Here is a 23,835-nt window from a genome sequence, read left to right on the forward strand (position 1 = left end):
CCTCAGCGCACCGGCGTGGAGACGGCGCCCGCGGGAGCAGGCTGCGGCGCAGGGGCGGGTGCCGCAAGGGGCGCGGGGGCAGGGGCCGGCGTCACCGTGTTGACCGGCGCGGGCGCGGGCGCGAGGTGCAGTTCCTCCGGGGACACCACTTCGAAAACGCGCACGACCCGTTGCACGCCATTGATCTGCCGGGCGATCTGCGTGGCCCGATCAGCCTCGCGAGCGGTCACCCGGCCCATCAGGTAGACCGTGGAGCGCTCGGTCACCACCTTGAAGTGGATGGACTGCAGGTCCGAAGCATCGACGATGGACGCACGCACCTTGCCGGTGATCAGCACGTCCCCGGAACGCTGCGCCAGCGTCGTCGGGGCCCTCACCGCCAGTTCGTTGACCACGCCGCGCACGGCGTTGACCCGGCTGACGACCTGCTCGGCCTGCTGCTTCTCCGCCTCCGTCGCCACTTCACCGGTCAGGAGCACCTGGCGGTTGTAGCTGGTGATGTTGAAGTGCGAGAGGTCCCCCGCGATTTCATTGAGCCGGCGGGCGCCGTGGAATTCGATGGACTCGTCGTCGACCTGCGCGCCGGAACTCCGCCGCTCGGACGTCATGATCATGCTGCTGACGGCGGCGCCTCCGACGACCAGCTGCGCGCAGCCGGCAAGCGACGCGGCCAGCAGTGCCGCCACGATCGACGCGACGGGAAAGGAGAAAGGGGACTTGCGTTTCATGTCGGGTTGTCCTGGTCGCCGAGGAGCTGGGCATCGACGCCGTCGCAGATGCAATGCAGCGCCAGGATGTGCACTTCCTGGATGCGGGCGGTGCGCTCGTGCGGAATGCAGATGTGCACGTCGGTCTCGCGCAGCACGCCGCCCATCTTGCCGCCGCCCCGCCCGGTGAGGGCCACCACCGTCATCTCCCGTTCGTGCGCCGCCTCGATGGCTGCCAGCACGTTGCCGGAGTTGCCGCTGGTGGACAGCGCCAGCAGCACGTCGCCGGCCTGGCCCAGCGCGCGCACCTGCTTGGAAAAGATCCGGTTGTAGTCGTAGTCGTTGGCGATGGCGGTCAGGATGGAGCTGTCCGTCGTGAGTGCGATCGCGCCCAGCTCGGGCCGCTCGCGTTCGAAACGCCCGACGAACTCCGCGGAGAAGTGCTGCGCGTCGGCCGCGGAGCCGCCGTTGCCGCACGCGAGCACCTTGCCGCCGCTGGTGACGCAAGCCAGGATGGCCTGCACCGCCTGCGCGATGGGTTTGCTCAGGGTCTGCGCGGACTGGTACTTCAGGTCCGCGCTGTCGATGAAGTTCTGCTGTATGCGTTGCTCGAGCATGGTCTTGATGATACCGCCCCAGCCCATGGCAACGAATGTCTGCTTCATTGCGTGCGCGTGAAGCTTGTTACGCGCGTGATGCGGATGTTGCGCATCCAATGGCGCTGTAGTCCTGCTCGGACGGCCGCGGGAAAAAATGGCCGACGCCATGCCGGACGCGGCCCCACAAGCGGTGCCGAGCACAACCGACTGCGCCGCGATGCGAGTTCACTATTCTGAACACCGCTGGCTTCGATGCCCGCCGTCTTCAAGTTTTCAACAAATCAAGTTCTAGGAGAGTTGCAATGGCTGTTCTGAAAAAAATCGCTGGCCTGGCTGCCGGCCTGTCCGCTGTGGCCGTGATCGGCGTCGCCGTGGCCCAGGGTGTTCCCCCCAACCCCTTCGTCGCCAACCCCGCCCTGGCCGCCGGCCAGCAAAGCACGCACCTGACCTCCATGGGGGAAACCGGCGTGCCGGCCCTGCTGGACCAGGTCCAGACCGCCCAGGTCACCACGGTGCGGGAAGTTGCGCGCGTGGAGCCCGCTCCCGCCCCGGCCCCGGTCGCGGTGGCCCAGGCGCCCGCCCCGGCCCCGGTGGTGGAACAGCAGCAGATGGGCGCCGCCCCGGCACCGGCCGAGCCGGCCCCGATGGCTCCCAAGGCCGACCGCAACTAAGCACTGCGGTACTCCAGCTGGGGCGCGTCTGAAGGCGGGCCTCAGCCGGCATCGAAGGCGGCGCGCATCCACTGGATGCCGCCGCCTTCCATGCTGATGACGTCGAACCGGCATGGCGGCGGCTGCGCCACCCGCATCAGGTAATGGCGCGCGGCGAAAACGATCCGCCGCTGCTTCATGAATCCCACGCTTGCCGCGGCGCCGCCGTGCGATGCGCTGGCGCGCTTGCGGACCTCCACGAACACCAGCGTCCCGTCGGCATCGCGCATCACCAGGTCGATCTCTCCGCCCCCGCGGCCCGGCGTCCGATAATTGCGCGTGACGAGCCGCAGCCCGCGGCCGCGCAGGTAGGTGAGCGCGCGGTGTTCGGCCGCGTCGCCTTCGGCTTTGGTCGTCATGCCTGCCCCCTCGAAGGAGTCCGATTGACCGCTTCCTTTGCCCCTGCGCTGGCCGCGGCCCGCGATGCAGCGGCTGCGCAGCATTATCCGCAGCCGGGGCTGTATGTGGTGGCCACGCCGATCGGGAACCTGGCGGATATCACGCTGCGCGCCCTGCACGTCCTGCAACTGGTGGATGCCGTGGCCTGCGAGGACACCCGGCACACGCAGGCCCTGCTGCGCGCCTACGGGATCGACAAGCCGACGCTTGCCGTGCACCAGCACAACGAGGCGGAAGCGGCGCAGGAGGTCGTGCGCCGGCTGCAGTCCGGCCAGCGCATCGCGTACGCCAGCGACGCGGGCACCCCGGGCGTCAGCGATCCGGGGGCACGGCTGGTGGCCGCGGCGCGCGCGGCGGGTTGCGTCGTGGTGCCGGTGCCGGGCGTGAGCAGTGTCACGGCGATCGTCAGCGCGGGCGGGGCCGGCGGCGACGGGCAGGGTTTCGTGTTCCACGGCTTCCTGCCCACCAAGGCAGGAGAGCGCCAGCAAGCCGTCGAATCGTTGCGGCAGGAAAGCCGTCCGATCGTGCTGCTGGAGGCCCCGCATCGCATCGCGGCCGTCGCTCAGGCGCTGGCGGTGCTGGGCGAGCGGGAGGTCACGATCGGGCGCGAACTGACCAAGCAGTTCGAGGAAATCGCCACCGTCCCGTGCTCGGGGCTGACCGCCTGGGTTCAGGGTTCGCCGCAGCGCCTTCGGGGGGAGTTCGCGCTCCTGCTGCACGGAACGCCGGTGGTGGCCGATGAAGCAGCACCCCGGCGGGTGCTGCAGCTGCTGCTGGCGGAGTTGCCGGTGAAGACGGCGGTGAAGCTCGCATCGGAGATCACGGGGGCGCCGCGCAATGGGTTGTATGAGGCGGCGTTGGCGATGAAGGACGATGCGTAAGTCGCTGCCGGGGTTCGGCTTCGCGCGAAACCCGGCCTGCCTGGTGCGCCGTTCCGCATCGCAGGTCGGGTTTCGCGACAGCGAACCCCGACATCACACCGCCAGCGGATCCACGTCCACCGCCCACCGGATCAACCCCTTCGTCCTGAGGTCCTGCAGCACCGGCTGCCATGCGGACAGGAAGGCCTGCAGCGCCGGCCGCGAGCCGCTTTCCAGCAGCAGCTGCGCGCGTTCCACGTTCGCCACCCGCTGCACTGCCATGGGGACGGGCGCGTAGACGACGACGTGCCCCCCGCCCTCCAGCCCGGCGCTCGCATCCGCGGCCGCCTGCAGGAATGCTTGCGCCACCTCCTGGGTGCGGGCTTCGGCCCGCAGCAACGCCTGGAAAGCGAACGGCGGCATGGCGGCCTGGCGCCGCTCCCGCAATTGCTGCGCGGCGAACGCGGGGAAGTCGTGCTTCTTCAGCGCCACGAACAGGGGATGGTCGGGGTTGAACGTCTGCACCCACATCTCGCTGGCTGCGGCGTGTGCGGCATCGCGGCCGGCGCGGCCGGCCGCCTGCATCAGCAGGCTGAACAGCCGCTCCGGCGCGCGGAAGTCGCTCGAGAACAGCGCCGAGTCCGGGTTCACGGCGGCCACCAGCGTGATGCTTCGGAAGTCGTGCCCCTTGGTCACCATCTGGGTGCCGACCAGCACGTCCACCTCGCCGGAATGCACCTGCGCCAGCTGCTGCTCCAGGGCGCCCTTGAGCCGGGTGCTGTCCGCATCCATGCGCGCGATGCGCACCGGCGTGCCATCCTGCCGCCGTGCGTCCGCCAGCAATTCGGCCAGCTGCTCCTCCAGCCGCTCGGTCCCGCGGCCCAGCGGTGCGACGTCCACGTTGCCGCACTTGGGGCAGGCGCGCGGCACCCGTTCGGTGTAGCCGCAGTGGTGGCAGCGCAGCGTGCGGTCGATCTTGTGGAAGACGCGGAACGCGCTGCAATGGCTGCATTCGCTGCGCCAGTCGCAGGAGCCACAGGCCAGCACCGGCGCGTAGCCCCGGCGGTTGAGGAACACCAGCGACTGCTCGCCGCGGGCGATGCGCGCCTGGATCGCGGCCAGCAGCGGCGGCGAGAACAGCGTGCCCCGCGGCTGGTGGTTCATGTTGACCACGCGCACGGCGGGCAGGGCGCCGGCGCCCACGCGGTCCGGCATCTCCAGGCAGCGGTAGCGGCCGCGGTCGCAGGCCTGCCAGCTTTCCAGCGACGGCGTGGCCGATCCCAGCACCACCTTCACGCCCTCGGTGCGGCCGCGGTAGATGGCGAGGTCGCGTGCCGAATAGCGCGCGCCCTCCTGCTGCTTGTAGCTGGGGTCGTGCTCCTCGTCGACGATGACCAGGCCCAGCCGCGGCAGCGACGCGAAGACCGCCATCCGGGTGCCCAGGACGATGCGGGCCGTGCCGGAGTGCGCCGAGATCCAGCTGCGCAGGCGCTGCGGGTTGGTCATGCCGCTGTGCAGCGGCACCACCGCGTCGGCGCCGAAGCGCTCGACGAAGCGCGCCTGGAGTTGCGGCGTCAGGTTGATCTCCGGGACCAGCACCAGGCCCTGCGCCTGCGCATCGCGCGCCAGCAAGGTTTCCATGGCCCGCAGGTACACCTCGGTCTTGCCACTGCCGGTGGCGCCGAAGAGAAGGAAGGGGCCGTCTTGCGCCGCAATCGCGTCCAGCGCGCGCTGCTGGTCGGCCGTCAGGTCCGGCCGGGTTGCTTGCGCTGGCGCGCCCGCGGCGGCGGCTGCGCGCTTGAGGCGGCGGGCGAGTTGGCCGGCGTCCAGCTCCCGCAGCTGGGGCGGCAACGCGGCGAGGGCCACCTCGCCGAGACTGCGCTGGTAGTACCCGGCTGCAAAACCGACGAGCTGGCGCCAGTGCGCGGACAAAGGCGGCAGCCCATCCAGGACACCGCCCACGCGCTTGAGCTGGGCAGGAGGCGGGGCCGACGGTTCCGCCGGCGCGTCCCAGACCACGCCGCAAACTTCGCGTTTGCCGAGAGGCACGCGCACCAAGCTGCCCGGCGAAAGTGGCAACTCACTGGCATAGGTGAGGGGCTCGCTCAGGGAACTGTGGGCCGGCGTCGGGACCACGACATGGACGATCTCGCTCATCCGTTCGTGAGCTTAGGAGCAGTGCTTAAGCAAACATCGCGAAAACCCGGGTAAGTCGTTGATTCCACAGTCGTTTGTCCTGGGGTGCATTTTCTTGTGGATAAGTTTGGGGATAGACCCCCTCGGGAGCGCCCGCAGGCCTGACAGATCAATGGCTTGCGGCGTCGGGGCGGGAATCTGCATCCAAACGCATCTTCAACAAAATCAAGCACTTACGTGCGCTACTGTTTTTGAAGCGGCGAAATGGCCCCCATCCCGCCGTCCGGACCCCGCAACACAGTTTTTGTGCATAAGTCAAGGCGCGAGCCCATTTTCCTGTCATGTGTCAGCTAGGGAACTCCCTAATGCAAACCGCGGAGTGTGCGTTCAACGCGCTCGCATGTGCTTCGAATGAGAATGCACCGCTTCGACCAGTGCATGCACGTTTTCGGGCGGCGTGAACTGGCTGATGCCGTGTCCCAGGTTGAAGATGTGCGTGGGCCCGGGGCCGTTGCCCTCGTGCGGCGCGCCGAACTCCTCGAGCACGCGGCGGGCCTCGGCGCCGACCTGCTCGGGCGGCGCGAACAGCACGGCGGGATCGAGGTTGCCCTGCAACGCCTTCGAGGCGCCCACCAGCGCGCGCGCCTTGGCGAGGCTCACCGTCCAGTCGACACCCAGCACGTCGCAGTCGAGCCGCTCCATCTGGTCGAGCCACAGGCCCCCACCCTTGGTGAAGACGATGCGCGGAACCACCTGGCCGTCGGCGCCATGGCGTTTCAGCCTGGCAAGCACCGATGCCGTGTACGCGAGGCTGAATTCCGGGAAAGCGCGGGCGGCCAGCGCGCCGCCCCAGCTGTCGAACACCATCACGGCTTGCGCACCGGCATCGATCTGGGCGTTCAGGTACGCGGCCACCGCCTCGGCGTTGATGGCGAGGATGCGGTGCATCAGGTCCGGCCGGCTGTACAGCATGCTCTTGACGCCGCGCCAGTCGTCCCTGGAACCGCTGCCTTCCACCATGTAGCAGGCCAGTGTCCATGGGCTGCCGGAAAAACCGATGAGGGGCACGCGGCCCTGCAGTGCACCGCGGATCGACGTGACCGCGTCGAACACGTAGCGCAGCTGGTCCAGGTCCGGAACACGCAACGCGGCGACGGCAGCCTCGTCGCGCAGCGGGCGCGCCAGCTTCGGGCCTTCGCCCTCGGCGAAGCTCAGACCCAGCCCCATGGCATCGGGCACGGTGAGGATGTCCGAGAACAGGATGGCAGCGTCGAGGTCGAACCGCTCCAGCGGCTGCAGCGTGACCTCGGTGGCGTACTGCACGTTGGTGGCCAGCCCCATGAAGCTGCCGGCGCGGGCGCGCGTGGCCTTGTATTCGGGCAGGTAGCGGCCGGCCTGGCGCATCAACCACAACGGCGTGTACGGCGTGGCCTGGCGCAGGCATGCGCGCAGGAATGTGTCGTTGGTGAGCGGGGGAAATGCCATCGGAGGGTGATTGTCGCAGGCCCTATGATCTTGCTTCAGGAGTGGGCATGGACAGTACTTTCGAGCAGGCACGGTTGTTGTTCCTCGAGGGCGTGGGCCATTACGAGGCCGGCCGCTGGCTGGAGGCGGAGCGCAAATTCACCGAGGCGCTGGCGCTCACCCCGGGCCGGCCTTCGGTGCTGACCAATCTCGGCGCCGTGCGGATCAAGCTCGGCCGCCCCGACGAGGCGCTCACCCTGTTGCAGGAGGCGGTGACGCTGGAGCCCGACAACGCGGAGGCGCTGGGGCACTGCGGCACCGCGCTGGCCGAAATCGGCGTGCCGGCGCAAGCGCTGCAGATGTTCGACCGCGCGCTCGCCCGCGACTCCGGCAGTGCCACGATCTGGCGCTTGCGCGGCACGGTGCTCAAGGAACTCGGCCTGCTTGACGATGCGGCCGAGTCTTTTCGCGAAGCGCTCGGGCGTGGTGGCGATCCGGAACTGCTGCACTATTACCTGGCGGGCCTGGACGCCGGGCAGCCGCCCCGCAAGGCGCCGCGCAGCTATGTCGAAACCCTGTTCGACAACTATGCGGCGCACTTCGAATCGCACCTCGTGGCGGCCTTGCGCTACGACGCGCCGCCCGTGCTGGCGGACCGGCTGGCGGCGACCGGCCGCCGCTATCACAACGCACTGGACCTGGGTTGCGGCACCGGCCTGTGCGCCCGCTACCTGCGGCCGCTGGCCGACCGGCTGACGGGCGTGGATCTCTCGGCCAACATGGTGGAAAAGGCGCGGGAGCTGGGCCTGTACGACGGCCTGCAGCAAGGCGACATCGTCGAATTCCTGGCACGCAGCCCCGACATCTACGACCTGGTGGTCGCCGCGGACGTGTTCGTCTACGTCGGGGCGCTCGACGATGTGTTCGCCCAGGTCGCGAACGTCATGCTGCCAGGCGGCCGCTTCTCGTTCACGGTGGAGGAAGCGCTGGGCGAAGAGTTCGAGCTGCGGCCCAGCCTGCGGTATGCACACTCGGAGGCCGGGCTGCGGCGGCTGGCGGACACCCACGGCTTTCGCTTCGCGGCGCTCGAGCGTCGGCCGGTGCGGGAAGACCAGCGGCAGCCGATTTCGGGGTTGTTCGTGTGGCTGGAGAGGGTATAGGGGGTCGGGGTGCGCTTTGCGCAACCCGACCTGCAACGCCAGGCGTTACGAGACCGCCTTGCGCAGCGCCTGGTCGACGTCCCACAGGATGTCCTCGACATCCTCGATGCCCACCGAGAGGCGCACCATGTCCGGCCGTACGCCGGCGCGGGCCAGTTCCGCTTCGTCGAGTTGCCGGTGCGTGGTGGAGGCCGGGTGGATCACCAGCGTCTTGGCGTCGCCGATGTTGGCCAGGTGGCTCAGGAACTCGCAGGCATCGATGAAGCGCTCGCCCGCCTTCACCGGGTCCGCGGCGCGGATGCCGAAGGTCAGGATGCCGGAGGAGCCCGGCTTGCCGTCGATGGCGCGGAACTGCTTTTTTGCCAGCGCGTGGTGCGCGGAAGTTTCCAGCCCCGGATAGTTCACCCAGCCCACCAGCGGGTGGTCGCTCAGGAATTCAGCGACGCGCAGCGCATTGCGGCAGTGGGCCTGCATGCGCAGGTGCAGGGTTTCGATGCCCTGCAGGATCAGCCACGCGTTCAGCGGTGACAGCGACGCGCCGAAGGTGCGGTTGACTTCCATCCGGGCCTTCATGGTGTAGCCGAAGTCGCCGAAGGTCTCGTAGAACTTCACGCCGTGGTACGCGCGGCTGGGCGCCAGCATCTCCGGGAATTTTTCGCGCGCCAGGCCGCTGCCCCAGTCGAACTTCCCGGATTCCACGACCACGCCGGCCATGGTCGTCCCGTGCCCGCCCAGGTACTTGGTCGCGCTGTGCACCACGATGTCAGCCCCGAAGGCGAAGGGGTTGCAAAGGTACGGGCTGGCAACGGTGTTGTCGATGATCAGCGGCAGCCCGTGCTCGTGGGCGATGCGCGCCACCGGTTCGATGTCGAACACGTTGACCAGCGGGTTGCCGAGGGTTTCGCCGTACACCGCCCGCGTGTTCGGACGGATGGCGCGGCGAAAGTTGTCCGGGTCTTCCGGATCGACGAAGGTGGTCTCGATGCCGAGCCGGCCGAAACCGATGCCGAGTTGTCCCACCGTGCCGCCGTACAGCGTGGATGCGGCCACGATGTGGTCGCCGGCTTTCAGGATCGCGAGGATCGCCGTCATCTGCGCCGCCATCCCGGTGGCGCAGGCCAGGGCCGCGCGGCCGCCTTCGAGCGAGGCCACGCGTTCTTCCAGCACCGCCACGGTGGGGTTGCTGATGCGGCTGTAGACGTTGCCGAAGGTCTGCAGGTTGAACAGGCTGGCGGCGTGCTCGGCGGAGTCGAAGACGAAGCTGGTGGTCTGGTGGATGGGCGTGGCACGCGCGCCCGTCACCGGGTCCGGAATGGCGCCCGAGTGGATCGCGCGGGTGCCGAAGCCGTAGGCGTGGTCTTTTTCGTCCATGTCAATAAAACAGCTGCTGCGGCCGCCGCGCCGAGATCACCTTGGTATCCACGCCGGCCCAGTTGAGGCCGCCGAAGAGCCGGGCGTGCTCGATCTTGACGCAGCGGTCCATCACCACGTCCAGGCCAGCGGCCCGCGCCCTGGCCGCGGATGTTTCGTCGATCACGCCGATCTGCATCCACAAGCATTTCGCCCCGATGGCGATCGCCTCGTCGGCCAGCGGCGGGATGTCCGCGCTCTTGCGGAAGCAGTCGACCATGTCGATCTTCTCGCCGGCCTCGACCGCGGCCGCGACGCTGGGGTAGCTGCGCTGGCCGAGGATCTCGGGTGCCGACGGGTTGATCGGGACGATGCGGTAACCGTGCTCCAGCATGTACTTGGCCGCGAAGAAGCTCGGGCGATGCCACTGCGGCGACAGTCCGACCACGGCGATCGTGCGGCAGGTGGCCAGGATCCGGCGCAGCGCGTGGATGGTGCTCATGAGGCCAGTGTACGCAGTGGCCCCGGGCGCAACTACAGGGCTATCGCGGAGCGCACTTCGTCGGCGCTCAGCACTTCGGACAGCACCACGGGCGGCTTGCCCGGCTTGTAGATGACGTAGACGGGGACGCCGTTGCGCCCCAATTGCGCCAGCGCACGGGTGATCGCCGGGTCGCGGCGCGTCCAGTCCGCGCGCAGCAGTGCGAAATTGGCGGCCTGGAAGCCGGCCATCACGTCCTGCCGGGCGAGCGTGGTGCGCTTGTTGTATTGGCAGGTCACGCACCAGGCGGCGGTGAAATCCACGAACACTGGCTGCCCGCCGGCGACCAGCTGCTCGACGCGCTCCGCCGCCCAGGGCTGCCAGCGGTCCTGCGTTGCAGCAGCTGTAACCGGCCCGGCCCGCGTGATGGCGGAGCCCGTACTCCAGGCCACGGTGCCGAGGCCCAGCAGCGCCAGGACGGCCAGGATCGCCCGGGCGCGGCCGCGCAGTGCCAGCGTCCATACCACCATGCTCAGGGCCACCAGGATGGCGAGCAGCGCGCCGGCGCCGTCGATGCCGCTCTGCTGGCCGAGCACCCACACCAGCCAGGCGACGGTGGCGAACATCGGGAAGGCCATCAACCGGCGGAAGATGTCCATCCACGCGCCCGGACGCGGCAGCCAGCGGGCCACTGCCGGGATCCAGCTCGCGGCGAGATAAGGCAAGGCCATGCCGAGGCCCAGCACGATGAAGATGGCCAGCGCCTGCGCGGCGGGCAGGCCGATGGCCAGGCCGAGGGACGCGCCCATGAAGGGCGCGGTGCACGGGGAAGCGATCGCCACCGCCAGCACGCCGGTGAGGAAGGCATTGGTGACCGGATGGCGGGCTTCCAGCGTGGCCACGCGGCTCGGCAGGAAAGAGCGGAACTCGAACACGCCGGCCAGGTTCAGGCCGATCAACGTGAACAGGGCAGCGAGCGCAGCGACCACGATCGGCGACTGCAGCTGGAACCCCCACCCCAATTGCTCGCCGGCGGCGCGCAACCCGAGCATGGCCGCACCGAGCGCCGCAAAAGATGTGACCACACCGGCGGTGTAGGCGAGTCCGCTCGCGCGATGACCGCGCCGGTCGTCCGCGTGGCGCGTGAACCCGACGACCTTGATGGCAAGCACTGGGAACACGCAAGGCATCAGGTTCAGGATCAGGCCGCCGAGCAGTGCGCCCAGCAGCGCGGCCGCGAAGCTGATGGGAGCCGACGCGGGACGCGCAGCAGCATCGCGCAGTGCAGCTTCCAGCCGCGGAGACACGGCCGTGGGGGCTGCGACCGGGGGCCAGGGCCCGGCGACCTTCAGTTCGGCGCGCCAGCCCGCCCCGTCCGCGGTGACGACGACGGGCATGAGCGTGGGGCTCGCGCTGCGGTGTGGCGACAGAGGGACCCGTGCAGACCACGTGGCGCCATTCCATTGCTGGGTCCACGCGCCGCCCGGCTCGATCACTTCGGCCGTCTCGGGAAAGAATTCCAGCTTCTTGCCGCGGAGGGCAACCGGCAGGCCTTGAACGGTGACGGCGAGCGCGGACCCGTCGACCCGCGCCGAGCTGCCGGCAAGGATGCTGTCGACAGAGGTGAGCACCGGCCGGGGTTGCGCAGCCACCGCGGCGTCGAACGCAGCGCCGTGGAACGCCGTCGTGCTGCGCGCCGGCAGCTTCAGCATGAAGCTGCCCTCTTCAGGGATGCATTCCTGCTTGCACACCAGCCAGCTCGCCTTGAGCCGGATCTCGGCGTCGCCGAACAGGGACGGCTTGAAGGACTGCGTCACCGTCACGGGAACGGGCAGCAGCACGGTGCCCTCGTAGCCGTAGTTCGCCAGCGGCCCGATGAACATCTTTTTCGGGGCCGGCCAGGCGATGTCCGCGGGGTCCATGCCCGCCGGCAATTCCCACTGGAGCTGGGTCGGCAACCCGGAATCCCCGGGGTTCTTCCAGTACGAATGCCAGCCGGGCTGGTGGGTGAGGCGCAAGCCCAGCCAGAGCGGCTTGCCTGCGGCGATCCCTTCCGGCGCATGGGCGAGCAGTTCGGCGCGAGTCCGGTCCGTCGACGCGACCGACTTGTCCTGCGCAAAGGCACTTGGAGCCAGCAGGGCGGCAGCCGCGACCAGCAGGACTGCGTACAGGCGCGAAGGTGTCATGGGTGGACGGTGGAGCTCAGCAGCGGCCGCGAAGTTCCGCCCCTCATGCGAAACCCAGCACCACCCGGCGGGTCGTGGCGCTCTTCTTCTCGATCTTGGTCACCACCACGCGGCCGATCTCGGACGTGTTGGCCACGTGCGTGCCGCCGCAGGGCTGGAAGTCGATGGCGTCGCCGACGCGGATGGTCCGGATGCTGCCGGTGCCGCGCGGCGGCTGCACGGACATGCTCTTGACCAGCGCCGGATTGGCGTCGAGTTCGTCGTCGCTGATGGCTCCGACTTCGACGGTGTGGGCCGCCGCGACCAAGCGTGCGATGCCTTCCGTCAGGACGTCCTTGTCGAGCGGATCGGTCATGTTGAAGTCCAGGCGGGCGGAGTCCGGCGTGATGGAGCAGCCGTTCACCAGTTGCGGCACCAGGTGGCAGAGCAAATGCGTCGTGGTATGGAAGCGCATCAGCCTGTGCCGGCGCTCCCAGTCGATCCGGGCCACGACGGAGTCGCCAGGACGAAGCTGCGCCAGCAGCGCCTCCTGGCCTGGCGCAGGCACGTGGGCGACGCCCGGGACCGGTTTGCCCTCGGGATCCTTGCACTTGCGGGCGTCAGCCACGAGCAGTTCCTGGCCGTCCGCCAGCACCAGCACTCCGGCGTCCCCAGCCTGGCCGCCCCCCAGAGGATAGAACACCGTCCGGTCCAGCACCACGCCCTGTTCCCCGATGGCGACCACGATGGCGGGGGTCTCCCGCAGGTAAGCGTCCTGCCGAAACAACTCTTGGGTCATGTCCGGATTGTCCCGCTTTCCGCCGGCACGGCCGGCGGCGGGGTCAACCCAGGAAGTAGGTCAGCAGCATGGCGCTGATGGAGGGGCCGCGGGTGTACTGGTCCAGCGCGATCGCGGCGCTCAGCACCATCGACGGCCACATGGCGCGCATCCAGGCGGCCTTGGCGGTGTTCACGGTGGCGGTGCGAATCGTTTCCATGGCTCCATGGTGCTAATCCGCGAGGCTCCTGTCGTTCGGCGAAATACCCGTCGTGCGCGGCCATGGTGGCTGCCCGGCAGTCAGCGTGAGTCCGACAGCGGCGTGGGCCCGTGGACATCCGGTGGCCCGGAATGACCTACGGGTTTCTGCGCATCCGCCGCGGAATGTCTACAGTGCAGGCATGGCCGACGACAGCATCACCCGTTACCTCACCGGCCAGGCCGGCGACATCGACCCCTCGGAAACCGCGGAGTGGCGCGACGCCTTCCTGGCGTTGGTGGCCACGCATGGCCCGGCGCGGGCCCGCTTTATCCTGGATGAGCTGGCCGTGCTGGCCCGAGGGCCCCGGGTCGCCTGGTCGCCGGAATTGGTGACGCCTTACGTCAACACCGTGCCGGTCGAGCGCCAGCCGGTGTTTCCCGGCGACCTCGCCATCGAGGAGAAACTCGCGTCGATCATGCGCTGGAACGCGCTGGCCATGGTGGTGCGGGCGAACAGCGCGTACGGCGAACTCGGTGGCCACATCGCCAGCTATGCCAGCGCGGCCGACCTGTTCGAGGCGGGTTTCAACCACTTCTTTCGCGCCCGCAACGAGCAGCACGGCGGCGACCTGGTGTTCTTCCAGCCGCACAGCGCCCCCGGCGTCTATGCGCGGGCCTACCTGGAAGGACGCCTCACCGCGGAAGACCTGGCGCACTACCGGCAGGAGATCACCGCGCCGCAACAGGGCGCGCGCGGCCTTTCCAGCTACCCGCATCCCTGGCTGATGCCGGACTTCTGGCAGTTTCCCACCGGTTCGATGGGGATCGGGCCGATCAGCTCGATCTACCACGCGCGCTTCATGCGCTACCTCACGCACCGCCAACTGGTGGACTGCGCCGACCGGAAGGTCTGGGGGGTGTTCGGCGACGGCGAAATGGACGAGCCGGAGAGCATGAGCGCGCTGACGCTGGCTTCCCGCGAGAAACTCGACAACCTGGTGTGGGTGGTCAACTGCAACCTGCAGCGCCTGGACGGCCCGGTGCGCGGCAACGGCCGCATCGTCGACGAACTCGAAAAGCTGTTCCGCGGCGCCGGCTGGAACGTGATCAAGCTGCTGTGGGGCAGCGACTGGGACGGACTGTTCGCGCGCGACACCACGAATGCGCTGGTCCGCGCCTTCGCGCACACGGTGGACGGCCAGATGCAGACCTTTGCGGCGAAGGATGGCCGCTTCAACCGGGAACATTTCTTCGGCCAGGACGTGGAGCTGGCGCGCCTGGCGCAAGGCATGACCGACGAGCAGATCGACCGGCTCAAGCGCGGCGGCCACGACCTGGTGAAGGTCCACGCTGCCTACGACGCCGCCGCGAAGCACCGCGGCCAGCCCACCGTGATCCTGGCGCACACCAAGAAGGGTTACGGCATGGGTGCCGCGGGGCAGGGCCGGATGACGACCCACAGCCAGAAAAAGCTGGACGACGCGGCGCTGCTGGAATTCCGCAACCGGTTCAACCTGCCGCTGTCCGACGAAGAGGCCAAGGGGCTTGCATTCCACCGGCCGGCCGAAGACAGCCCCGAAATGCGCTACCTCCATGCGCGGCGGGCGGCGCTGGGCGGCTACCTGCCCAGGCGGCTGACCACCTGCGACATCGTGCCGGTGCCCGACGCGGGCAGCTACGCCCAGTTCGCACTGCAGGCCGGCGGCAAGGAGATGTCCACCACCATGGCCTTCGTGCGGCTGCTGGGCGGCCTGCTGAAGGACCCGCGGCTCGGCCCGCGCATCGTGCCCATCGTGGCCGACGAGGCGCGCACCTTCGGCATGGCCAACCTGTTCAAGCAGGTGGGCATCTACTCCAGCGCCGGCCAGAGCTACGAGCCGGAGGACATCGGCTCGGTGTTGTCCTATCGCGAAGCGCTCGACGGCCAGATCCTGGAGGAGGGCATCAGCGAAGCGGGCGCGATAGCCAGCTGGACGGCCGCGGCAACCAGCTACAGCGTCCATGGCTACGCCATGCTGCCGTTCTACATCTACTACTCGATGTTCGGCTTCCAGCGCGTGGGCGACGCCATCTGGGCGGCGGCCGACCAGCGCTCGCGCGGTTTCCTGCTGGGCGCCACTTCCGGGCGCACCACGCTGGGCGGCGAGGGCCTGCAGCACCAGGACGGCAGCAGCCACCTGGTGGCGGCCACCATTCCCAATTGCAAGGCCTACGACCCCGCCTTCGCCGGCGAGATGGCGGTGATCGTGGATCGGGGCATGCGCGAGATGCTGGTGGAGCAGCGCGACGTCTTCTATTACGTCACGCTGATGAACGAGAACTACGCGCAGCCGGACTTGCCGCCGGACGCCGGCGAAGGCGTGATCCGTGGCTGTTACCGGTACGCGCGCTACGGCGACGCCACCGCCCGCCAGCCCGTCACCCTGCTGGGCTCGGGCGCCATCCTCATGGAGGTGATCCAGGCGGCGCAGCAGCTCGCAGCCGACGGCATCCCCACGGAAGTGTTCAGCGTGACGAGCTGGAGCGAGCTGGCGCGCGACGGCATGGCCTGCGAGCAGCACGCGAACGCGGGAACGCGCGACGCCATTGCCTACGTGACGGCGCAACTGGCCGGCAAGGGCCCGGTGATCGCCGCCAGCGACTACGTGCGGGCGGTGCCGGAGAGCATCCGCGCCTTCGTCCCCCAGGGCCGCCGGTACGTGACCCTGGGCACCGACGGCTTCGGGCGCAGCGACACCCGGGCTGCCTTGCGCGACTTCTTCGGCGTGGACGCGGCAAGCATCGTGAAGGCGGCGCAGCACGCGCTGTCCTGAGGCCCGGCGTGCACACGTCGGCGCTCTCGTAAGATGCCGCCCATGGCACTCCCTTCCCGCTTCTGGGCCGACCTGGGCACCACCGATTTCGCGGGGATCGACCCGGCGCGGACGGTGGCCGTCCTGCCGGTGGGCGCCACCGAGCAGCACGGGCCGCATTTGCCCTTGTCCGTGGACCGGGCGATCGTCGACGGCATCGTCGCCCGGGCCTTGCCGCAGTTGCCGGCCGATCTGCCGGTGCTGGTGCTCCCGACCCAGCAAGTCGGCTACAGCCCGGAGCACGCGGACTTCCCCGGCACCCTGACCCTGCCGATCGAAACGGTCATCGCCACCTGGGTCGCGCTGGGTGAGTCGGTCGCACGCGCGGGGGTGAAGAAGCTCCTGCTGTTCAACGGCCACGGGGGCCAGGCCAGCTTGCTGGACATCGTGGCGCGCGAGTTGCGCGTGCGCTGCGACCTCATCGTGTACGGCTGCAATTGGTGGAACCTGCCGCTCGGCGAAGCCGTCGACGGCCTCTTCAGCGCCGGGGAGCACCGCTTCGGCGTGCATGCGGGTGACATCGAAACCTCGCTGATGCTGGCGTTGCAGGCGCCTGGCGTGCGCATGGCGCAGGCGCGTGACTTCCCGTCGACTTCACGGCAGCGCGCGGCGGCCTATCCCGTGCTGGGCAACGGCCGCAGCGCCAAGCTGGGCTGGGCCATGCGGGACTACAACACCGAGGGCGCCGCCGGCAATGCGGCCGCGGCGACAGCGCAGAAGGGCGCGGCGGTCCTCGACGCAGCCGCCGCGCAGCTGGCCGCCCTGCTGCAGGAGATGGCCGCGCTGCCGCTTTCCACCCTGGTGGCTTCCGGCACGCCGTGACCGCCGGCCCGCGGCCGATCAAGCCTGCGGCGCGTCCTACGCGAGGTTCCGAGCCTTCCGACACGCCGGAGCAACGTCATCGCTAGATTTGAAAAGGAGTGGCGGCATCCTCAAGTGGACGTGGCCGTGTCGCTGGGCGACATCTCGTCCCCGGCCGAGCCCGATCGGTCCGAGTCCGCATCGGCGCCTGTCCATTCTCGTAACCAGCACCAGGAGACCAACATGCCCAAGACGTGGAGCGACAAGCGCGAACGCCAGTACGAGCACATCAAGGACGGCCTGAAGGGCCGCGGCAAGAGCGAAAAGGTGGCCGAGGAAATCGCGGCCCGTACCGTCAACAAGGAGCGCGCGCAGCACGGCGAAGCCAAGCACGCGAGTGCGCAATCCCTGCGCGACATGCCGGCGTCGAAACGCGGCGGGCAGCGCTCGCACAGCGGTGAAGGCGGCCGCACCCGGGACCAGCTGTACGAAGAGGCCAAGCGCAAGGGCATCGCCGGCCGGTCGACGATGTCGAAGGCGCAGCTCGAACGCGCGGTGGAGCGCTGAGCGTACCTCGCGTTGGCGCGTGCCCACAGCGCGCGCAAATAGGCGCGGCCCGTGCGGTCCGTCACAGCGGTGTCACGCACTCTTGCCTAGACTGGGGGCAAGGTCCAGCTCATGCGTTTCTCCGCCGTCTTCCAGCTCCCCTTGCCGCTGCCCCGCGCTGCGCAGGAAGGCGCAGCCGCGGGCCTCGAGGCGACGGCGATCATTCCGGTGTCGGCGGCAGCGCCCGAGCCCTCGCGCTTGCCGCTGGACCTGCCGGAAGACCTGGATGCCCGCGTGCGCCTGGTCGGCGAGTGGCAGCTGGGCGACGGCTGAGGCGCCCTGCGGCTGGGCACAGCCGTTGCTAGTCCTGGGAAGGGGCGTCCGGCGGCCGCCCGAGGACCAAGCATGAACCGCAACGACATCACCGAAAAGATCATTGGCGCCAAGGTGTCCCAGGGCATCGGCTGGACCGAGGGATCCGCTGATCTATCGGTGGTACGAGATCGTCAACGTGTACGGCAGCACGATCAAGGAGTAGATCCACGAGGAGTTCGGCGACGGCATCATGAGCGCGATCGACTTTTCCATGGACATCACGCGGCAGGCGGACCCGCAGGGCGATCGCGTGCAAGTGGTGCTGTCGGGCAGGTTCCTGCCGTACAAGGCGCACTGAAAAAAACAAGACCGCTTGCGCGGTCTTGAGTCGCGGGACGGGCGCCGTTGCGGGCGCCCTGCCAGTGTCAGCTGTTGCTGCCGCCGCCGCTGTGCGAGCCGCTCTCGCTCTTCATCGCGTTACGGCGATTGGCGCTGCGAGCCATGCCGCCCTTGCGGCCGGCCTCGCGGGCCTCTTCGGACGTGAACTCGTGGGCGGTGCCCTTCTCGTGGGCGGCACGGCCGCCTTCGCTGGCAATTTCGCGCTGGCGCTGCGGGTCCATGGAAGCAAAACCACGGTTGGATTTGCCGCCCTGGTTGCCCTGATTATTGGAAGCCATTTGGGGATCTCCTTGCAAGAACAAAAATGTTGGAACTGCATGTCCGGTCTTTGCCGTCCATGGTTCCGATTGAGCTTGCAAGCGCGCACTCCGCTCGTCAGGCGCGAATGCTGCTGGGTGTAGGAGTGCCCCTACCTCGTCAGAACAGGTTGCGGGGCAGGACTTCGGCCCGAAGCCGATGCAGCAGCGCATTCGCGTCGTCAGGGAGCCCCGGAGCGGGCACCGGCTGAGCTTCAAGCGTGGCGAGGAGGCGGGTGAATTGCGTCGCCGAGGGCGGGATGGGTGCGAGGTAGAGGACTTCGGAACCGCGAGCGACCAGCAACGTGGGAAAGGTTTCGATATCGACCTCGCCCATCGCGTCGTCTTCGTCCTCCACGTCCACCCACGCGAAACGCATGTGCGGATGCGCGCGCGCCTGGTCGGCGAACAGGGGTTGCCATTCGCGGCATACGCCGCACCACGCGGCGCACAGGCACGCCACCCACCACGTGGCTGGCTCGGAGGCGCCGGTGCTGTCCATGGCCGCAGTGTAGCGGCGACTCAGTGAGGACCGCAGCCTGCGTACGCGTCCAGTGGCAGGCGGTATGCGGAGGTGGCAACCTGCATCAGGCCCAGCACGGAGTGAAACAGGTGGTCGTGCGTGACCCGAAGGTCCGCCTGGCGTTGCAGGCAGGGCAGCGTCACGCCGGTGCGCTGCTGGAACGACGGGGACAACCAGGTGATCCACGGCACGTGCTTCTGTACGTCGGGTGCCAGCGCGTACGGCAACCCATGGAGATAGAGGTTGTTTTCGCCGAGCGACTCCCCGTGGTCGGCGACGTAAAGCAGGGCCCCGTCGTAGTCGGCGCGCTGCCGCAACCAGCCGATGGCCGACCCCAGCACATGGTCGGTGTACGCGATGGTGTTGTCGTATGCGTTGCGCAGGCCCTCGCGGCTGCAATCCGGCAGGTGGCTGCTGGCGCACTCCGGCATGAACCGCTTGAATGCGGGCGGGCTGCGTTGCGCGTAGTCGGGGCCATGGCTCCCCATCTGGTGCAACACCACGACCACGCCCAGGCGCCGCCGTGCCTCGGGCAGGGCGGCGATGCGTTCCTCCAGCCCGGCCAACAGGATTTCGTCGTGGCATTCGCCGCGTGCGCAGAAGCGAGGATCCCGCGCGCCGGAAGTGTCGGCGGTGGGGATGCGGGCGCAGACCCCTTTGCAGCCCCCGGGTTGGTTGTCGATCCACAGCACCGCCAGGCCGGCGTGCTGCAGCACGTCCAGCAGGTTCTCGGAATCCCGTTCGCGGGCGGAGAAGCCCGCGCGGCCGAGGTTCGAGAACATGCAGGGCACGGACGCGGCGGTGCTGGTGCCGCAAGACCATGCGTTGCGGAAGGTCGCGACGCCAGCGCGGGCCAGCTCCGGTGTGGTCTCGCGCGCATAGCCATTGATGCCGAAGTTTGCGCTGCGGCCGGTCTCGCCCAGCACCAGCAGCAGCAAGCGGGGCTTGGCGCCTGCGGCGGGCGGTGCGACGCGCGCATCGAGGCCGAGGCGCGCCACGTCGGCCTGCGTGCGCTTGCCGCTGTATGCGGCCTGGCCTGCCGCATACAACGTATTGAAGGGATTCATGAGGTAGCGCAGGTCCTTGTGGTTGCGCATGGTCGATGCCAGGGGCTGGAAGCTGAGCAGCAGCAGTCCGCCCAGAACCGCGAGGCCGCCCAGTGCGCCGATGGCGTTGCGCAGCGCCTGCCGTTGCCAGGGCCGGCGCGCGACGGGGAGTCGCCACACCGGCCAGGACGGAAGTGCCCCGGTCAGCAGGACCACGGCGAACAGGCGCGGCGACAACAGCGCCCGCACCTCGTGCCAGTCGGTCTGCAGCGTGTTGGCCGCCATGCTGCTGTCGATGACGATGTGGTAGGTCCACATGAAATGAGCCGCCAGCGCGGAGGAGAACAGCAGCAGGACCAGGGTCGGCTTGAGGACCGGACGCCATGCCAGCAGGCTCAGGAGCGCGAAGAGTCCGGCCGCGAGCATGCCGGCCAGGGTGCCCGCCAGCAGCCATCCGCTTTTCGCCTCCAGCAGGCCGCGCACCTGCAACTCGCGCCACAACGGCGCGTTTCCGGCCAGCACGATCCAGAGTGTCGTCCAGGCCACCAGGGTGGACAGCGCAATGGCGCGGGGGTCCTGCGGCCGCAAGGTCATGCCCTTGCCGCTTTCGCGCCGCGCGGCCAGCCGGCGTCGATGGCGATAGCAACGATCCAGCAGATCGCTGCGGTCCACAGGGTGTGGCTCATGAAATGCGCGCCGCGCCATTGCTGCGCCAGCCCCAGGACGAGGCCGGCGCCGACCGCCGCCGCCAGCCAGTGGCGCGCCGCTGCACGGTCGAAGGGCCGGAAAGCAAAGTAAGCCGCCACGAAGCTGAACCCCGATGCCGCGTGCCCGGCGGGGAAGCAGCGCCCCGTGCCGCCGTCCCTCCGCAGGGTCCAGTGCGTGGCGTAGCGTGCGACGCTTCCGAACTCGTTGAGCTCCCAAGGACAGCTGGTGTGGCTGCCGACCTTCAGCATCGACACGACCAGCGCGGCAAGCAAGGTGGTGATGGCCAGTTGAAGCCGCCGTCCCTGCGGCAGCTGCTTCAGGACGCCGAGCGGCCACCATACGGACAAGCAAAGGGCCAGCGCCAACAGCCAGGACAGGCGTCGCGCACCGTCGTGCAGCACTGCGGCCAGCAGCCAGTGGTCCCGCCATGGAAAGCCTGCGGCCGATCCGGCCAGGCGCGCGAGCGGCAGGTCCAGCCCGGCTGCGTCCCAGGCCATTGCCAGCACCACGAAGCCCACTGTCAGCCAGGTCGCTTCGGTCCTGGCGCTGTCCATTCCAAGTTTCATGGGCCGGATGCTGAACGGCCACCCTTAAGTCATCCTTAACGCACAATGTCCGCATGCGCGTGCTGGTGGTCGAGGACGATGAAGGCATCGCGGCCGGCCTGGCCGCGCACTTGGGGCGTGCGGGCCATGCCGTGGACTGCACCGCCACCGTTGCCGAAGGTTGGCGCGCCCTGGCCGGCGAACCCTACGACGTGGTGCTGCTCGACCTGGGTTTGCCGGACGGCGACGGCAGCACGCTGCTGCGCCGGCTGCGGGACACGTTGCCCGGCCGCCTGCCCGATCCCGCCACGCCCATCCTGATCATGACCGCGAGGGACCAGGTCGCCTCGCGCATCGCCGGGCTCGACCTCGGCGCGGACGACTACCTGACCAAGCCATTCGACCCCGACGAACTCGCGGCCCGGATGCGCGCGCTGCGTCGCCGCACGACGGGGCGTCCCCAGGCGACCATCCGTTACGGTGAGCTGGAGATCGATCCTGCCGCCCGCACCGTATCGCGGTCCGGGGTGCCGGTTGAACTGGCCTCGCGCGAATTCTCGGTGCTGCTTGCGCTGGTCGAAGCGCGGCCGCGGGTGTTGTCGCGCGCGCAGATGGAAACGCAGCTGTACAACTGGGACGGCGGGCTGGAAAGCAATGCCATCGAAGTGCACGTCCATCATCTGCGGCGCAAGCTCGGCGAATCCTTGATCCGCACGGTGCGTGGCGTGGGTTACTACGTGCCGGCGGAGCCCACCCGATGAACCTGCGTGCCGCCACCGGCCCGACGTTGACGCGCCACTTGCTCGCGTGGGCACTGGGCGCGCTGACGCTGGTGTGGGCCGCGTTCATCGGCTTTGCCTACATGACCGGCGAGCACGAGGCCGATGAACTCACCGACGGCCATCTTGCCAGCGTCAGCTCCCTGTTGCTGCCCTTGGCGGCGGGCGGGCTGCGCGAAGCCGAGGGCGCCCGGGGCCTGACGGATGGCCGCGACCTGCGGGCGCACGACTACCAGCGCTCGCTGACCGTGGTCGTGTGGGATGCGCAGGGCCGGCTGATCTCGCGCAGCGGTGACGCCCCCGCCCCCGCGTTCGATGCGGGCGAAGGTTTTGCCACACTGCAGGTCGGGGCACCGGCACGGGCGTGGCGGTCCTTTTCACGCTGGGACTCGGGGCATGCCCACCGGGTGACCGTGATGCTGTCGCAGGCGGAGCGTGACGACCTGGCCGACGACATCGCCGAACAAGTGGTGGCACCCGGCCTGTGGCTCCTGCCGGCCGTCGCGCTGGTGCTCGGAATGGCGATCCATCGCGGCCTGAGGCCGCTGCGGCGACTGGCCGAGCAGGTGCATGCACTGGACACCCGGGATGCGCGGAAGCTGCAGGCGCCGGTGCGCTACGAGGAGTTGTCGGCCACCGTCGATGCGATCAACCGGCTGGTGGAGCGGTACCACGCCGCGCTGACCCGGGAACGGGCGCTGGCCAACGAATTCGCGCACGAACTGCGCACGCCGCTGGCGTCGCTGGCGCTGCAGGCGCGCAGCGTGCGGGACACGGCGCCGGGCCGGGCGCAGCAGGAGGCGCTGCGGCTGCTGGAGCAGGACGCCGGGCGCGCAGGGGAGGTGCTGCACCACCTGCTGGCGCTGGCCCGTGCCAGCCGGGCGGAGCTGCACGAGTCGGCGCAGCCCGTCGACCTGGACGGCGTTGCGCGGCGGGTGGTTTCGGATTTCGCCCCCGACGCCCATGCCGGGGGCCGTGAACTGGGTCTCACGAGTCCCGGCAGCTTTGCGCTAGCGGGCCATCCGGTGCTGCTGGAATTGGCGCTGCGCAATCTCGTGCAGAACGCGCTGGCCCACACCGCCCGCGGCACGCAGGTCGAAGTGGAGCTGGATCCGCAGCGCGGGTGGCTGCAAGTGTGTGACGACGGGCCGCGACGCGAGGGGGAACCGGGAGAGGCCGCATCGCAGCGCGTGCAACCGCTCGGGCTGGGTCTCGGCCATCGCGTGGTCGAAAAGGTTGCGGCCTTGCACGGGGCGAGCTTCGAGCCTGACATCGCGCTGCCGGATGGCCGCCGCTGCTGGCGGCTGTGTTTTCCGTCGCCGCCGGAAAGCGGTCAGGCGTAAGTGACCCAGTCCTTGTATTCCGGCCCATCGAGGTGCGGGACGGCGTTGTAGCTCACCAGCATGTGCCGTTTGGGCGTGAAGGCGAACTCCGTGATCGAGGTGTTGCGGATGCGCAGGTTCAGCTCGATGGTGGTTTCCGGCGGCGTCTGCAGCACTTGCCCGACGGCCGTGGAGATCGGGCCGCCGCTGCTGACCACCAGCACGCTCTGCCCGTAGTGGCTGGCGCGCACGTGGTCCAGCGCCCCCGTCACGCCGGCCACGAACTGCGGATAGGTCGGCATGCCGGCAGGGCTTGCGTCGCCGGCCATCCACCGCGCCAACCCGTCGCGCAGCAGGCGAAAGTGATGCCGGTACGTCTCCGGCGATGTCGGCTTCTCCAGCTTGTGCGGATGCACGGTGGCGATGACGGCGGCGCTGTCGTATTCGTTGAGGCCTTCCCATGACAGGTGTTCGCCCGCATGGTTCATGCCTTTGAGGATGCCCTCCAGCGTCTGCTTGTGCCGCCGCAACGTGCCGGCAATCAAGGCATCGAAGCGGATGCCCCGTTCCGCGAAATATTCGCCCAGGCGGACGCTCTGGCGCCGGCCGAGCTCGCTGAGCTGGTCGTAGTCGTCCGCACCGAAGGAGGCCTGGCCGTGGCGAACGAGGTAGAGGGTGCCCATGCAGCCATTC

24 protein-coding genes and 1 pseudogene are annotated in these 23,835 nt (G+C 69.1%); 10 read left to right on the forward strand and 15 right to left on the reverse strand.

Annotated elements, in window-relative coordinates; translation table 11 throughout:
• Positions 1–2: 2 nt before the first annotated feature.
• Both WG902_RS21490 and WG902_RS21495 read right to left on the reverse strand, forming a co-directional pair.
• Entirely contained in the window at positions 3–728 is a 726-nt protein-coding gene (locus WG902_RS21490; RefSeq protein WP_340062266.1) for a BON domain-containing protein, read from the reverse strand.
• On the reverse strand, positions 725–1,324 hold the full coding sequence (locus WG902_RS21495; protein WP_340062392.1) for a phosphoheptose isomerase: 600 nt from the start codon (positions 1,322–1,324) through the stop codon (positions 725–727). Before WG902_RS21495 ends, WG902_RS21490 begins: the two co-directional genes overlap by 4 nt.
• Before the next feature lie 284 nt (positions 1,325–1,608).
• On the opposite strand from WG902_RS21495, the gene WG902_RS21500 reads away from it, so the two are divergent.
• Positions 1,609–1,977: a hypothetical protein gene (locus tag WG902_RS21500; RefSeq protein ID WP_340062267.1), complete on the forward strand. Its 369-nt coding sequence runs from the start codon at positions 1,609–1,611 to the stop codon at positions 1,975–1,977.
• Positions 1,978–2,018: 41 nt separating this feature from the next.
• Here WG902_RS21500 and WG902_RS21505 read toward each other — a convergent pair whose 3' ends face one another.
• Positions 2,019–2,375 (reverse strand): YraN family protein, encoded by a 357-nt coding sequence (locus WG902_RS21505; RefSeq protein ID WP_340062268.1) that lies wholly within the window; start codon positions 2,373–2,375, stop codon positions 2,019–2,021.
• A gap of 24 nt (positions 2,376–2,399) precedes the next feature.
• Here WG902_RS21505 and rsmI point away from each other — a divergent pair, with 24 nt between their 5' ends.
• Positions 2,400–3,296 carry a 16S rRNA (cytidine(1402)-2'-O)-methyltransferase gene (gene rsmI, locus WG902_RS21510; RefSeq protein WP_340062269.1) on the forward strand — a complete coding sequence of 299 codons (897 nt, stop codon included), beginning with the start codon at positions 2,400–2,402 and terminating at the stop codon, positions 3,294–3,296.
• Between the two features lie 93 nt (positions 3,297–3,389).
• Here the strand turns inward: rsmI and WG902_RS21515 are convergent, their stop codons facing one another.
• Together WG902_RS21515 and hemE are read right to left on the reverse strand one after the other, a co-directional pair.
• A complete protein-coding gene (locus WG902_RS21515) occupies positions 3,390–5,432 on the reverse strand; it encodes a primosomal protein N' (RefSeq protein ID WP_340062270.1) in 2,043 nt (680 codons plus the stop codon).
• A gap of 366 nt (positions 5,433–5,798) precedes the next feature.
• Positions 5,799–6,896 (reverse strand): uroporphyrinogen decarboxylase, encoded by a 1,098-nt coding sequence (gene hemE / locus WG902_RS21520; RefSeq protein WP_340062271.1) that lies wholly within the window; start codon positions 6,894–6,896, stop codon positions 5,799–5,801.
• A 47-nt stretch (positions 6,897–6,943) separates the two neighbouring features.
• Between hemE and WG902_RS21525 the strand changes: the two genes are divergently transcribed.
• Positions 6,944–8,035, forward strand: a complete 1,092-nt coding sequence (locus WG902_RS21525; protein WP_340062272.1) for a tetratricopeptide repeat protein — start codon at positions 6,944–6,946, stop codon at positions 8,033–8,035.
• Positions 8,036–8,080: 45 nt separating this feature from the next.
• Here the strand turns inward: WG902_RS21525 and WG902_RS21530 are convergent, their stop codons facing one another.
• The 5 genes from WG902_RS21530 to WG902_RS21550 are packed head-to-tail and all read right to left on the reverse strand — an operon-like array spanning position 8,081 to position 13,029.
• The gene (locus WG902_RS21530; protein ID WP_340062273.1) at positions 8,081–9,406 is read right to left on the reverse strand and encodes an O-acetylhomoserine aminocarboxypropyltransferase/cysteine synthase family protein; all 1,326 of its coding nucleotides are present in this window, start codon (positions 9,404–9,406) and stop codon (positions 8,081–8,083) included.
• 1 nt (position 9,407) lies between these two features.
• Positions 9,408–9,887: a CoA-binding protein gene (locus WG902_RS21535; RefSeq protein WP_340062274.1), complete on the reverse strand. Its 480-nt coding sequence runs from the start codon at positions 9,885–9,887 to the stop codon at positions 9,408–9,410.
• Between the two features lie 32 nt (positions 9,888–9,919).
• Positions 9,920–12,052: a protein-disulfide reductase DsbD family protein gene (locus tag WG902_RS21540; RefSeq protein WP_340062275.1), complete on the reverse strand. Its 2,133-nt coding sequence runs from the start codon at positions 12,050–12,052 to the stop codon at positions 9,920–9,922.
• Between the two features lie 43 nt (positions 12,053–12,095).
• Positions 12,096–12,830: an alanyl-tRNA editing protein gene (locus WG902_RS21545; RefSeq protein ID WP_340062276.1), complete on the reverse strand. Its 735-nt coding sequence runs from the start codon at positions 12,828–12,830 to the stop codon at positions 12,096–12,098.
• A 43-nt stretch (positions 12,831–12,873) separates the two neighbouring features.
• The gene (locus tag WG902_RS21550; RefSeq protein WP_340062277.1) at positions 12,874–13,029 is read right to left on the reverse strand and encodes a hypothetical protein; all 156 of its coding nucleotides are present in this window, start codon (positions 13,027–13,029) and stop codon (positions 12,874–12,876) included.
• A 181-nt stretch (positions 13,030–13,210) separates the two neighbouring features.
• On the opposite strand from WG902_RS21550, the gene mdeB reads away from it, so the two are divergent.
• The 5 genes and pseudogenes from mdeB to WG902_RS21575 form a co-directional block, all read left to right on the forward strand.
• Positions 13,211–15,823 (forward strand): alpha-ketoglutarate dehydrogenase, encoded by a 2,613-nt coding sequence (gene mdeB / locus WG902_RS21555; RefSeq protein ID WP_340062278.1) that lies wholly within the window; start codon positions 13,211–13,213, stop codon positions 15,821–15,823.
• 42 nt (positions 15,824–15,865) lie between these two features.
• A complete protein-coding gene (locus WG902_RS21560) occupies positions 15,866–16,684 on the forward strand; it encodes a creatininase family protein (RefSeq protein WP_340062279.1) in 819 nt (272 codons plus the stop codon).
• Positions 16,685–16,906: 222 nt separating this feature from the next.
• Positions 16,907–17,230 (forward strand): plasmid stabilization protein, encoded by a 324-nt coding sequence (locus WG902_RS21565; protein ID WP_340062280.1) that lies wholly within the window; start codon positions 16,907–16,909, stop codon positions 17,228–17,230.
• 111 nt (positions 17,231–17,341) lie between these two features.
• Positions 17,342–17,542, forward strand: coding sequence for a hypothetical protein (locus WG902_RS21570; RefSeq protein WP_340062281.1), 201 nt, complete (start codon positions 17,342–17,344; stop codon positions 17,540–17,542).
• A gap of 136 nt (positions 17,543–17,678) precedes the next feature.
• Positions 17,679–17,882, forward strand: a pseudogene (locus tag WG902_RS21575) (cyanase); the annotation flags it as partial.
• Between the two features lie 67 nt (positions 17,883–17,949).
• On the opposite strand, the gene WG902_RS21580 reads toward WG902_RS21575, so the two are convergent.
• The 4 genes from WG902_RS21580 to WG902_RS21595 all read right to left on the reverse strand — a co-directional run bounded on the left by WG902_RS21580 (position 17,950) and on the right by WG902_RS21595 (position 21,062).
• The gene (locus tag WG902_RS21580; protein WP_340062282.1) at positions 17,950–18,201 is read right to left on the reverse strand and encodes a KGG domain-containing protein; all 252 of its coding nucleotides are present in this window, start codon (positions 18,199–18,201) and stop codon (positions 17,950–17,952) included.
• A gap of 139 nt (positions 18,202–18,340) precedes the next feature.
• Positions 18,341–18,721, reverse strand: a complete 381-nt coding sequence (locus WG902_RS21585; RefSeq protein WP_340062283.1) for a thioredoxin family protein — start codon at positions 18,719–18,721, stop codon at positions 18,341–18,343.
• A gap of 20 nt (positions 18,722–18,741) precedes the next feature.
• Positions 18,742–20,460, reverse strand: coding sequence for a phosphoethanolamine transferase (locus WG902_RS21590; RefSeq protein WP_340062284.1), 1,719 nt, complete (start codon positions 20,458–20,460; stop codon positions 18,742–18,744).
• A complete protein-coding gene (locus tag WG902_RS21595; protein WP_340062285.1) occupies positions 20,379–21,062 on the reverse strand; it encodes a phosphatase PAP2 family protein in 684 nt (227 codons plus the stop codon). The genes WG902_RS21590 and WG902_RS21595 overlap by 82 nt, the downstream gene beginning before the upstream one ends.
• Before the next feature lie 53 nt (positions 21,063–21,115).
• On the opposite strand from WG902_RS21595, the gene WG902_RS21600 reads away from it, so the two are divergent.
• Complete coding sequence (locus WG902_RS21600; RefSeq protein ID WP_340062286.1) at positions 21,116–21,802, forward strand: response regulator transcription factor; 687 nt, start codon at positions 21,116–21,118, stop codon at positions 21,800–21,802.
• Positions 21,799–23,163, forward strand: a complete 1,365-nt coding sequence (locus tag WG902_RS21605) for an ATP-binding protein (RefSeq protein WP_340062287.1) — start codon at positions 21,799–21,801, stop codon at positions 23,161–23,163. Before WG902_RS21600 ends, WG902_RS21605 begins: the two co-directional genes overlap by 4 nt.
• Here the strand turns inward: WG902_RS21605 and WG902_RS21610 are convergent.
• Complete coding sequence (locus tag WG902_RS21610; RefSeq protein WP_340062288.1) at positions 23,154–23,825, reverse strand: histidine phosphatase family protein; 672 nt, start codon at positions 23,823–23,825, stop codon at positions 23,154–23,156. The two genes, WG902_RS21605 and WG902_RS21610, sit on opposite strands and share 10 nt — an antisense overlap.
• Between the last annotated feature and the right edge of the window lie 10 nt (positions 23,826–23,835).

This window comes from Ramlibacter sp. PS3R-8 (genome assembly GCF_037572435.1).
GTDB lineage: Bacteria > Pseudomonadota > Gammaproteobacteria > Burkholderiales > Burkholderiaceae_C > Ramlibacter.